At 68.5% G+C, this 11916-nt stretch carries 9 protein-coding genes; 5 read left to right on the top strand and 4 right to left on the bottom strand.

Annotated features, from left to right (window positions below; all coding sequences use genetic code 11):
* The first annotated feature begins 279 nt into the window (after positions 1-279).
* Genes MYL53_RS10915 through MYL53_RS10935 form a run of 5 tightly spaced genes read left to right on the top strand, consistent with a single transcriptional unit; the run spans position 280 to position 4805 of the window.
* Positions 280-1536, top strand: a complete 1257-nt coding sequence (locus MYL53_RS10915; protein ID WP_247853880.1) for an ABC transporter substrate-binding protein — start codon at positions 280-282, stop codon at positions 1534-1536.
* Positions 1537-1578: 42 nt separating this feature from the next.
* Positions 1579-3279 (top strand): ABC transporter permease, encoded by a 1701-nt coding sequence (locus MYL53_RS10920; RefSeq protein WP_247853882.1) that lies wholly within the window; start codon positions 1579-1581, stop codon positions 3277-3279.
* An 8-nt stretch (positions 3280-3287) separates the two neighbouring features.
* Positions 3288-3938 carry an ATP-binding cassette domain-containing protein gene (locus tag MYL53_RS10925; RefSeq protein WP_247853885.1) on the top strand — a complete coding sequence of 217 codons (651 nt, stop codon included), beginning with the start codon at positions 3288-3290 and terminating at the stop codon, positions 3936-3938.
* Positions 3939-3978: 40 nt separating this feature from the next.
* Positions 3979-4617 (top strand): sigma-70 family RNA polymerase sigma factor, encoded by a 639-nt coding sequence (locus MYL53_RS10930; RefSeq protein ID WP_247853886.1) that lies wholly within the window; start codon positions 3979-3981, stop codon positions 4615-4617.
* Positions 4614-4805 (top strand): zf-HC2 domain-containing protein, encoded by a 192-nt coding sequence (locus MYL53_RS10935; protein ID WP_247853888.1) that lies wholly within the window; start codon positions 4614-4616, stop codon positions 4803-4805. Before MYL53_RS10930 ends, MYL53_RS10935 begins: the two co-directional genes overlap by 4 nt.
* Here MYL53_RS10935 and MYL53_RS10940 read toward each other — a convergent pair.
* The 4 genes from MYL53_RS10940 to MYL53_RS10955 form a co-directional block, all read right to left on the bottom strand.
* On the bottom strand, positions 4790-5467 hold the full coding sequence (locus MYL53_RS10940; RefSeq protein ID WP_247853891.1) for a haloacid dehalogenase type II: 678 nt from the start codon (positions 5465-5467) through the stop codon (positions 4790-4792). The two genes, MYL53_RS10935 and MYL53_RS10940, sit on opposite strands and share 16 nt — an antisense overlap.
* A 201-nt stretch (positions 5468-5668) precedes the next feature.
* Positions 5669-7078, bottom strand: coding sequence for an aminotransferase (locus MYL53_RS10945; RefSeq protein ID WP_247853892.1), 1410 nt, complete (start codon positions 7076-7078; stop codon positions 5669-5671).
* A 289-nt stretch (positions 7079-7367) separates the two neighbouring features.
* Positions 7368-8849: an NAD-dependent succinate-semialdehyde dehydrogenase gene (locus MYL53_RS10950; protein ID WP_247853896.1), complete on the bottom strand. Its 1482-nt coding sequence runs from the start codon at positions 8847-8849 to the stop codon at positions 7368-7370.
* A gap of 183 nt (positions 8850-9032) precedes the next feature.
* Positions 9033-11810, bottom strand: coding sequence for an aminotransferase class I/II-fold pyridoxal phosphate-dependent enzyme (locus tag MYL53_RS10955; RefSeq protein ID WP_247853897.1), 2778 nt, complete (start codon positions 11808-11810; stop codon positions 9033-9035).
* Between the last annotated feature and the right edge of the window lie 106 nt (positions 11811-11916).

Here is an 11916-nt window from a genome sequence, read left to right on the forward strand (position 1 = left end):
GAGTTTGCGTGGTGTAAATGAGTACTTTGAGCCGATTTTTAACGCCGTATGGGCGAGCGCAGACAGTTTTCGTACAGAACCTAGGGCCTGCCGATCAGTGTAGACGCCGTCACCGCACATAAGGGGCCTGCGTTTACCATCGCCCCGAGAGGGCAACGCCTCGCCGCGCTATGCTGGTGGCGCCGTAAGGAAGACGGCGCGGCCACGACAGACCTGGGCCGCCTCACGTCGCTCTCGACGTCTCTCTTATCGCCTCTCTATATCGACAAGGAAGCCCCGATGCCCTCACGCCGCTCGCCGACACGCTGGCCCCCTTTTCTGCCGCTGCTGCTGGGCGCGGCGCTGTCGCTCGCCGGTGCGCTGACCGCGCCCCAGGCCAGCGCTCAGCCGGCGCCGGGGACCGCATCCTGGGACGACGTCGAGGCGGAGGCCCAGGGCCAGACCGTGTACTGGAACGCCTGGGGCGGCGACGCCACCATCAATCGCTACATCGACTGGGTCGCCAAGCAGATGGGCGAGCGCTTCGACCTGGAGGTCGTGCACGTCAAGCTCGATGACGCCGCCGCCGCGGTGTCGCGGGTGATCGCCGAGAAGTCGGCCGGCAACGTCGATGATGGCGCCATCGACCTGGTGTGGATCAACGGCGAGAACTTCGCCGCCATGAAGCGCCACGAGCTGCTCTACGGCCCCTTCGCCTCGCGCCTGCCGAACTTCGCCCTGACCGCCCCGGAGGCCAATCCCGAGGTCATCACCGACTTCACCCTGCCCACCGAGGGCTTCGAGGCGCCCTGGGGCAAGGCCCAGCTGACCTTCTACTTCGATGCCGAGCGCGTCGAGGCGCCGCCGGGCAGCATGGCCGCGCTGCTCGACTGGGCCCGCGCCCACCCCGGGCGCTTCACCTATCCGCTGGTGCCGGACTTCCTGGGCAGCACCTTCCTCAAGCAGGCGCTGATCGAGCTGACCGAGGACCCGAGCGTGCTGGCCGAGCCGGCCTCGGCCCACGACGTGGCGGCGGTGACCGCCCCGCTGTGGGACTTCCTCGACGCTTTGCACCCGCACCTGTGGCGCGAAGGCCGCGACTTCCCCAGCGGCGGCCCCGAGCTCAAGCGGCTGATGGGCGACGGCGAGCTGTCGCTGGCCTTCACCTTCAACCCGTCCGAGCCCGCCGCCGCGGTGGCCGTCCATCGGCTGCCGCCGAGCACCCGCAGCTACGTGCTCGACGACGGCACGCTGGGCAACGTGCACTTCGTGGCGATTCCTTTCAACGCCGCTCACAAGGCCGGAGCCATGGTGCTGGCCAACTTCCTGCTCTCGCCCGAGGCTCAGGCCCGCAAGCAGGACATCGACGTCTGGGGCGATCCCACGGTGCTCGACATGGAGGCCCTCACGCCCGAGCAGCGCGCGGCCTTCGAGGTCGACGACGCCTCCTCCGCCCGGCTGCCGCCCGAGGCGCTGGGACGGCTGCTGCCCGAGCCGCACCCCAGCTGGACGGAGGCCCTGGAGGCGGGCTGGCAGGCGCGCTATGGCGACGGCTGAGCCGGCAGACGCCTCCCGGATCTCGAGCTGGGGCTGGAGCCGATGACGCCGTTCGAGCGGGCGATCCGCCCCTTCCCGGGCCTGACCCTGGCGCTGCTGAGCCTGCCGGTGGCGGCGGGGCTCGTCGGCGTGGTGGCGCCGGCCTTCGGCTGGCTGCCTGCGTTGGGCGGCGAGACCCTGACGCTCTCCCCCTGGCGCGCCCTCCTGCAGGCTCCGGGCCTGGCCGACATGCTGTGCCTGAGCCTGGTCACCGGGCTCGCCAGCAGCGTGATCGCGCTCGCCATCGTGACGCTGTTTCTCGGCGCCTTCCTCGGCACCCGCCCCTTGCGCTGGGTGCAGCGCCTGCTGGCGCCGCTGCTGGCGGTGCCCCATGCCGCCGCGGCCATCGGCCTGGCCTTCCTGCTCGCCCCCTCGGGGCTCGCCAGCCGACTGGTCTCGCCCTGGGCGAGCGGCTGGGAGCAGCCGCCAGACTACCTGTTTCCCGGCGACCCGGCAGGGCTAGCGCTGATCGCCGGGCTGGTGCTCAAGGAGGTGCCCTTCCTGCTGCTGATGAGCCTCGCCGCCCTGCCCCAGTGCCGCGCCGAGGAGCGCCTCCGAGTCGCGCGATCACTGGGCTACGGGCGGCTCAACGCCTTCCTGCGCGCGGTGCTGCCGGGGCTCTATCCGCTGATCCGCCTGCCGGTCTATGCGGTGATCGCCTTCGCCGGCTCGACGGTGGACGTGGCGATCATCCTCGGCCCCTCGACGCCGCCGACGCTGGCCGTGGCGGTGGTGCGCTGGCTGAACGATCCCGACCTGGCGCTGCGCTTCCAGGCCTCGGCCGCGGCCCTGCTGCAGCTCGGCGTCACCGCCCTGTCGCTGCTGGCCTGGTGGCTGGCCGAGCGGCTGGTGGCTAGGCTCGCCGCCGGCTGGCTGATCGGCGGCGTACGCGCCCGCGGCGAGCGGCTCGGGCGCACGCTGGCCGCCGGGCTCACCGCGCTCTCGATCCTGATGCTGGGCGCCAGCCTCCTGGGACTGTTGCTGTGGTCGCTGGCCGGCTGGTGGCCCTTTCCCGCCGCCTGGCCCTCGCCGATGACACTCGACGCCTGGCGCCAGGGACTCGCGTCTGGCGCCACGCCGCTGGCCCACACCGCGAGTCTGGGGCTCGCCTCGACCCTGCTGGCGCTGGCGCTCGCGATCGGCTGCCTGGAGGCCGAGGCCCTGCGCCGCAGAACGCTCGCGCCGAGGACGCAGCTGATCCTCTACCTGCCGCTGCTGGTGCCGCCGGTGGCCTTCCTCTACGGCCTGGTGCAGTGGCAGGCCCAACTGGGGCTGGCCGCCGGCTGGCTGGCGGCGGCGTTGGGCCATGCTTTGTTCGTGCTGCCCTATGTGTTCCTGACGCTTGCCGAGAGCTATCGACGGCTCGACCCGCGCTGGGGCCAGGTCGCCGCCGCGCTCGGCGCCTCGAAGGCGCGCGTGTTCTGGCGGGTGAGGCTGCCGCTGCTGGCCGCGCCGATCGGCGCAGCCGCCGCGGTGGGCTTCGCCGTCAGCGTCGGTCAGTATCTGCCGACCCTGCTGCTCGGCGGCGGCCGGCTGGCGACTCTGACCACCGAGGCGGTGAGCCTGGCCAGCGGCGGCGACCGCCGCCTGACCGCGGTCTTCGCGCTGGGCCAGCTGGCGCTGCCGGCGCTGGGCTTCATCCTGGCCGCCGGCCTGCCGCGGTGGCTGTTTCACCATCGCGTTTCTGATTCCACCGCGACATGAGCCACGCCATGCCCGAACCGAGCCCGCTGATCCTCGACGACGTCGTCATCACACGGAGCGGCCGCCCGCTGGTGGCCGTGGACGCCCGCATCGCCCCCGGCGAGGTGCTGACCCTCATGGGCCCTTCGGGCGTCGGCAAGTCGACCCTGCTGGCCCAGGTCGCCGGCTTCCTCGCGCCGGCCTTCGAGGCCGGCGGGCGCATCCGGCTGGGTGACGACGACCTGACGGACGCGCCGCCGGAGCGGCGCCGGCTGGGGCTGCTGTTCCAGGACCCGCTGCTGTTCCCCCACTTGAGCGTGGGCGGCAACCTGGCCTTCGGGCTGCCCGCCGGCGACGGCCGGGCCGAGCGACGCCGGCGGGTGGACGCGGCGCTGACCGATATCGGGCTGTCCGGCTTCGCCGACCGCGACCCGGAGACGCTCTCCGGCGGCCAGCGCGCCCGGGTGGCGCTGATGCGGGTGCTGCTGGCCGAGCCACGGGCGATGCTGCTCGACGAACCCTTCTCGCGGCTCGACGCGGCGCTGCGCGACGAGATGCGCCGGCTGGTGTTCGCTCGCGTGCGCGAGCGGGGCCTGCCGACCCTGATGGTGACCCACGACCGGGAAGACGCCGAGGCCGCCGGCGGACGCGTGATCACGCTCACGGCGCCCGGGCACTAGGCTGGGAACATGACGAGGACATGGACGACGAGGAGACACGGTGACCGCTCATTCCGATCCGGCCGACCACGAGTTCCCCGATAAGGAGCGCCCCCATGAGGAGCGCTCCGACGAGGAACGCCGACAGCGCCTGGCCGCGGTGCGCCCGCGCCTGGTGTCCTTCGCGCTGATGCATCTGCGCGATCGCACCCAGGCCGAGGACGCCGTGCAGGAGGCGCTGGCCGCGGCGCTGGAGAAGAACGCCAGCTTCCGCGGCCGGTCCGGCTACGAGACCTGGGTGTTCGGCATCCTCAAGCACAAGATCCTCGACCTGATGCGCGCCCAGCAGCGCCAGGGCCGCTGGACGCCGCTGGAGGACGAAGACACCGACGACGCCGTCGACCGCCAGTTCCACCGCGACGGCCACTGGAATCTCGAGGCCCGACCACGCAGCTGGGGCGAGCCGGAGGCGACCTTCGAGAGCGAGCGTTTCTGGCGTGTCTTCGACGCCTGCATGATCGCCCTGCCGGAGCACCTCGCCCGGGTGTTCTCGCTGCGCGAGCTGATGGGGCTGTCCACCGACGAGATCTGCCGGACGGTGGGCATCGGGGAGAGCAACTGCTGGGTGATGCTGCACCGCGCCCGCCTGCGCCTGCGGGCCTGTCTCGAGCGCGGCTGGCTTGAGGAGGACACCCCATGATGAAGTGCAAGCAGGCCACGCGCCTGATGTCGCTCGCGCTCGACCGGCCGCTGACCCGGAGCGAGCGGCTGTCGCTGCGGTTTCATCTGGCGATCTGCGGCGCCTGCCGGCGTTGTGAGCGACAGTTCACGCTGCTGCACCGGGTCGGCGAGCGCTACCGACCCGGCGACGATCACGACACCAGGTAGTCGGCCAGCGCCTCCAGGTCGGCCACGGTGACGTCCGGCTCGATGCCCCAGGGGTCGAACGGCGCCTCGGGATTGCGCCGCACCCAGGCCGCATGGAGGCCGGCATGGCGCGCGCCGATCACGTCGAAGGGATTGCTGGAGACCAGCCAGGTGTCGGCCGATTCGGCCTCGAGGCGCTGGCGCAGATGGAAGTAGACCGCCGGATCGGGCTTGAAGCGCTTCACCTCGTCGACGCTGACGATCTCCTCGAAGCGGTCGCGCAGCCCGGCCGCGGAGAGCAGCCGGGTCACCGCCTCCTGGCTGCCGTTGGAGAAGGCCACGCAGCTGACGCCGGCCTCGGCCAGCCGCGCCAGCGCCTGCTCGGCCTCGGGGAAGGCCGGCAGTCGGCCGTAGCTGCCCATCAGGTGATCCTTGTCGGCCTCGGAGAGCCGGGTCTGGAGCGCGCGATCGGTGTACTCCAGCGCCTCGCGGGTGCAGCGGGCGAAGTCCACGTAGGCGCCCATCAGCCCGCGACGGAAGCTGTACTCGAGCTGCTTGTCGCGCCAGCGGCGCGAGAACTCGGCCGCCCGCGACGGCTCGTCGAGGCGTTCCTCCAGTTCGGTGACCACCCCATGGGTGTCGATCAGGGTGCCATAGACATCGAAGGCCAGTAGCGTCGCCATGGGCGTCTTCCTCCACACGATAAACCTTTCCAAGACTGGGCCAGCATCGGGCCGGGCACAAGGGGACGAAGGGGGAAGGAGTGAGATGCGAGGTGCGAGGGGCGAGGTGCGAGGGGGAAGGAGACGAGGGGCGAGGGGCGAGGGAAGCGTCAACGAGAAACGCCGCGGCGAGGCCGCGGCGTTCGTGGAAGGCGAGCGCGATCAGGCGGTCTGCAGCACGCCTTCGCGGACCAGCTCGTCGGTGACCTTGTTCACCGCGCGCTCGGTGCGAGCGATGATCTCGTCGATCTCGTCTCGAGTGGCGACCAGCGGCGGGGCGAAGCCGAGGATGTCACCCTGCGGCATGGCGCGGGCGATCAGGTTCTCCTCGAGGGCGGCGGCGGCGATGCGCGGCGCGACCTTGAGCGACGGGTCGAAGTGGGCGCGCTTCTCCGGATCGGCGGAGAACTCCAGCGAGGCCAGCATGCCGACGCCGCGCGCCTGGCCGACGATCGGGTGGTCGCCGAAGGTAGCGGCCATGCGTTGCTGCAGGTAGGCGCCGGTCTCGGCGGCGTTGGCGGTCAGGCCCTCACGCTCGATGATCTCCAGGTTGGCCAGGCCGGCGGCGCAGCCCAGGGCGTGGCCGGAATAGGTCCAGCCGTGGCCGATCGGACCATATTCGCCGGTGCCCTGCTCCAGCACCCGCCACACGCGGTCGCCGACGATCACCGCGGACAGCGGCTGATAGGCGCTGGTCAGGCCCTTGGCGGTGGTCATCAGGTCCGGCTTGATGCCGTAGTGGTGGCTGCCGAAGTCGGCACCGATGCGCCCGAAGCCGCACACCACCTCGTCGGCGATCAGCAGCACGTCGTACTTCGCCAGCACGGCCTGGATCTCGTCCCAGTAGCCTTCCGGCGGCGGCACGATGCCGCCGGTGCCGAGCACCGGCTCGCCGATGAAGGCGGCCACGGTGTCCGGGCCCTCGGCCAGGATCATCTCCTCGAGCTTGCTCGCGCAGTGCCTGGAGAACTCGCGCTCGGTCATGCCTTCCTGCTCGGCGGCGCGGTGATAGTAATACGGCGCCTCGGTGTGCAGGATGCCGTTCATCGGCAGGTCGAACTGGTCGTGGAAGGCCTTGAGACCGGTCAGCGAGCCGGTGGCGATGCCGGAGCCGTGGTAGCCACGCATGCGCGAGATGACCTTCTTCTTCTGCGGACGACCGAGCACGTTGTTGTAGTAGCGCACGATCTTGAGCTGGGTCTCGTTGGCATCGGAGCCGGACATGCCGTAGTAGACCTTGGACATGCCGGGGCCGGCCAGCTCGAGGATCTTCTCGGACAGGGCGATCTGCGGCTCGTTCGAGTGCCCCACATAGGTGTGGTAGTACGACATCTCGAGGGCCTGCTGATAGATGGCCTCGGCCACCTCGGTGCGGCCATAGCCGATGTTGACGCAGTACAGGCCGGCGAAGCCGTCGATGAACTCGCGGCCGTCCTTGTCGACGATATGGATGCCCTTGCCGCCGGTGATCACGCGGCCCGGCGCGTCGCCGTGGGCGAAGTCGCGCAGGTGGGTGGAGGCGTGGAAGGTCACCTTGCGGTCGCGATCGATCAGATCCTGATGGGTGGTCATGCGTGTCTCCAGTTAGGCTCCCCGACTCCGGCGGGGAGGATGTTCGTCGTTCGTTATGTCAGGACCGGCCACCGCCGGTCCTCTGTTCCTGAACCCGCGCCGCTCGGGCACGGGTTGCTGAAAAACTTCTGCCTCAATACAAGAGAGCTCTGCGAGCGACGACCAGACAAGGCGGATCCTGGAGAGAACAGCGGAGTTTACGTTCTGTAAATGAGCATGTTCGATCGGACTCGCGCCCGAGACAGGATCCAACGACGTATGGTCGAGCGCAGCAGGCTCCCGGATAAAGCTAGCTCCCGGAAACGGAACCCAGGGCGCCGAGACAGTAGTACTTCGTCTCCAGATACTCGTCGATGCCGGTCACGCCGCCCTCACGGCCCAGGCCCGACTGCTTGACGCCGCCGAAGGGCACCGGCGGGCCGGTCATCTTCACCGAGTTGACCGAGACCATGCCGTACTCCAGCGCCCGCAGCAGCTTCCAGATGCGGCGGATGTCATGGGTATAGACATAGGCCGCCAGGCCGTACTCGGTGTCGTTAGCCATCGCAATGACCTCGTCGTCGTCGCGGTAGGCGGTGATGCCCGCTACCGGGGCGAAGTTCTCCTCGCGCCAGACCTTCATCTGCGGCGTCACCCCGGTCAGCAGGGTCGGCATGAAGAAGTTCTCGCCCGGCGCCTGATTCTGGTCGCCGGCCACCAGACTGGCGCCGCGGGAGACGGCGTCGTCGACGATGGACGCGGCCTTCTCCACCGCCTGGCGGTGGATCAGCGGACCCAGGTCGACCTCGCCGTCCAGGCCGTTGCCCACGGTCAGCGCCGCCATGCGCTCGGCGAACTGCTCGACGAAGTCGTCGTGGATCGATTCGTGCACCAGGATGCGGTTGGCCGCCAGGCAGTCCTGACCGGCGGTCTGGAACTTGGCCGCCACCGCAGCAAAGGCCGCTTCCTTGGGGTCCATGTCCGGGCCGACGATGAAGGGCGCGTTGCCGCCGAGCTCCAGCGACACCCGCTTGACGGTGTGGGCGCACTGCTCGATCAGCAGCCGGCCGACGCGGGTGGAGCCGGTGAACGACAGCGCCTTGATGCGATCCTCATCGCACAAGAGCTTCGAGACCTCGGCGGCGTCGCCCAGCACCACGTTGAAGATGCCGGCCGGGATGCCGGCCCGCTCGGCCAGTTCGGCCAGCGCCAGCGCCGAGAACGGCGTCTCGTGGGCCGGCTTGACGATCACCGGGCAGCCGGCGGCCATGGCGGCGGCGGCCTTGCGGGTGATCATCGCCAGCGGGAAGTTCCATGGCGTGATCAGCGCGGCGATGCCCACCGGCTCCTTGAGCGTGCCGAGCGCAGCGTTGGGGATGTGGCTGGGGATGGTCTCGCCGAAGGTACGCTTGCCCTCCTCGGCGAACCAGCGCACGAAGCTGGCGCCGTACTCGACCTCGCCGCGGGCGTCCGGCAGCGGCTTGCCCTGCTCGCGGGTCATGATCAGCGCCAGATCCTCGCGGTGGGCCTGCAGCAGGTCGTACCAGGCCAGCAGGCGCTCGCAGCGTTCGTCGGCGCGCAGCGCCCGCCAGTGCACGTAGGCCGCCTCGGCGGCGTCCACGGCGGCAGTGATCTGGGCCGGCTCGAGCAGCGGAATATGGCCCAGCAACTCGCCGGTGGCCGGATCGACGACCGCGTCCTCGCGGCCCTCGTCGCCGTGGGTCCATTTGCCGTCGACATAGGCGTACTGCCGGAACAGGCGCGGGTCGTCGAGCATGTTGGACAGCGTCATAAGCACCTCCCCTGAAACGCCGATGCAGGATCGTATCGGCGATGACATGGCTCCGCGGCGGTTGCCGCGTGATGGTGTCAGGGTAAGGCAGGAAGGCGGGCGGGAGTTTTTGAAGTCAGGCGCCGGGAACGAGGCGATTTTTCGTTCCGGCGCCGTAGAGTTGCGATTTTTTTTGTGCCGCCTTCAGTACGCCGGAGGCTCGGCCAGGGTGGCCTCGGTGAACACCAGCAGACCCAGTTCCGGGCGATAGCCGTGGATCTCCTTGACGTCCAGGGCCTGCAGGAAATGCAGGATCTCCTCGCTGACCACCTGCCCCGGCACCAGCACCGGAAAGCCCGGCGGATAGGGGATCACGAAGCTGGCCGAGACCACGTCCCGCCCCGCGCGCATCTGGGCCTGAAGCTCGCCGTTGACGAAGCTCAGGTACTCGGTGTTCTCCTCGTCGTAGCTCAGGAAGTAGGCGCTGCGGATGTCGCCTTCCTGGGTCTCGGCGCCGCGCCGGAAGCCGTCGTGGAAGCGGCTGAAATCCGGCAGCGGCGGCAGCTCCTGGGTCAGGGAGTGAACGCGGCGCTCGATGATCTTGCGCTCGGGACGACTGCTCTCTTCCCAGCGGTATTCGAGTTCCCTGGCGATCTTCATTAGCACGTCGAGCAGGTAGGCGATGGCCCCCCGGGAGGTGCCGATGTTGGTCATGAACAGCACGGTGTTGCGCGAGGTCTTGTTGATCTGGATACCGTACTTGTTCATCAGGTACTCGTTCTTGAAGGCATCGCCGTCGACCCCGGTGGCGCCGATGGCGATGGTGACCCGGGTGGGGTCGACCACGAACTCGTCGCGGGCCCAGGCCTCCTCCATCTGGTTCCAGCCGGTGACCGGGTCGTAGTAAGACTCGACCCCCGACTCCCGGTAGGCGGCGGGCACCATGTCGCTGTTCTTGAGCACCCGGAAATATTTCTGCAGCAGCGGCTGGGTATAGAGTTGCTCGCGCAGCGACAGCGCCGTCTCGACCTGGGCGTGCACCAGCTCAAAGCCCTCCATCTCCGCCTGCATCCGGCCCACGTCCAGCGAGGCCACGATCTGGTAGTTGGGCGAGGTCGAGGTGTGGGTCATGTAGGCCTCGTGGAACGGCGCCTCGACCTTCTGGCGGAAGTCCTGGTCCCAGACATGGATCATCGACCCCTGACGCAGCGAGGTCAGGGTCTTGTGGGTCGAGTGGGTGGCGTAGGTGCGGATGCGCACGAGGTCGGGGTCGGGCATCAGCGGCCGGTCGAGCCAGGTGGCGTCGTCCTCGGGATCGAGGGCGTCGAACTCGGCCTTCCAGGCCGCATACTCTTCCCGATAGGCCTCGCTGCGATAGCGGTCGCGCAGCGTACGCGCCGCGTGCATGGCGGTGCGCGGGCGATAGGTGGGGTTGAAGGAGGCAAAGGCGAACCAGGCCTCGTCCCACAGGAACACCAGGTCCGGCTTGATCGCCAGGCACTCCTCCATCACCCGCCGCACGTTGTAGACCACGCCGTCGAAGGTGCAGTTGGTCAGCAACAGCATCTTCACCTTGTCGAGGGTCCCGGCCCGCTTGTGTTCGAGCAGGGTCTTCTTGATCTCGTTCAGCGGCACCGCCCCGTACATCGAGTAGTCGTGGAGCGGATAGGAATCCAGGTAGCTGACGTGGGCACCGGCCAGCACCATGCCGTAGTGGTGGGACTTGTGACAGTCGCGATCGACTAGCACGATGTCGCGGGGCTTGATCAGCGCCTGGACCACGATCTTGTTGGCCGTGGAGGTGCCGTTGGTGACGAAGAAGCTCTGCCGCGCGCCGAAGGCCCGGGCGGCATACTCTTGGGCCTTCTTGATCGGCCCGTAGGGCTGCAGCAGGGAATCCAGACCGCCCGAGGTCGCCGAGGTTTCGGCCAGGAAGATATTGATGCCGTAGAAGTCGATCATGTGTCCCGCCCAGTGCGAGCGGGTCACCGATTTGCCGCGCGAGATCGGCATGGCATGGAAGACGCCGGTGGGCTTCTTGCTGTACTCGCGCAGGGCGTCGAAGAAGGGCGTGCGATAGCGGTCGTCGATGGCGCGCAGGATGGTGTGGTGTTGCTCGATATAGTCGGTCTCGCGATAGAAGATCCGCTTGAAGAAGCGCAGGTCGCGGCTCGCCGTGGCCTCCACGTCGCCGCTGGTAACCAGGAACTGGTCCACCTCGGGGCGCAGCTCGTTGATCATCGAGCTGAGCAGGATGCTGCGCTCCGCCTCCGAATGGGTCTCCAGCGACTGCTCGGACAGCCCCTCGAGGTAGCCGCGCAGGGCGCTGAGGTTGTACTTCGACTTGAAGGGGAAATCGAAACGGATCAGGCAGGCCTGGATGTTGGGATTGACCAGTACCGCGATCAGGGCGTCCTCGAAGCTGCGGGCGGTGACCACGTCGTAGACGAATCGGTCCTCGGGGCGGCGCAGGTTGTGGAAGGCCTCGCGGACCACCTCTTCTTCCTGTGGCGAGCAGTTGTCGACGATCAGCAGCTCGAAATAGGGCTGGGCCGAGCTGTTGGAGGCCGGGTGGCCGCGTCGCAGCTGGTTGAGGGCGTCCAGGGTCTCCAGGTCCTCGGCGTCGGCATCGGTCTCGCTCAGGTCGACGTGGCGACGCCGGTAGGACTCGCTGATCAGCGCGCGCACCAGACGCTTGACCACCTTCTCGAGCAGCACGTACTCCTCGCGGTCGAACAGCGCCCATATGTGCCGGAAGTCCTCCTTGGAGGGAAAGGCATGGTAGTCCTCGATGATCTCCAGGCGGGTGAGCTTGACGTCGATCGCCTTGATCAACTGGCGCTCGCCACCTTCGTCCTTGAGGCGCACCAGATGACCGAGATCGCGCTTTAGCGCGTTCCAGGTATCGGCGCGCAGCTGGGAAATCTTGTGGTAAAAGCCCAACGCGGTATATGACGTTTCGGTATGGCTGCTCTCGTGCATGGCGGTCCCCTCATGGCTCTTGTTCTGCACCCGTTCAGAGGGTGTTTACAAACTACTACGCTCGGCCATACGGCGTTGAAATCAGCCTCAAAATGCTCATTTACCA

Source organism: Halomonas getboli (assembly GCF_023094245.1).
Classification (GTDB): Bacteria; Pseudomonadota; Gammaproteobacteria; order Pseudomonadales; family Halomonadaceae; genus Halomonas; species Halomonas getboli.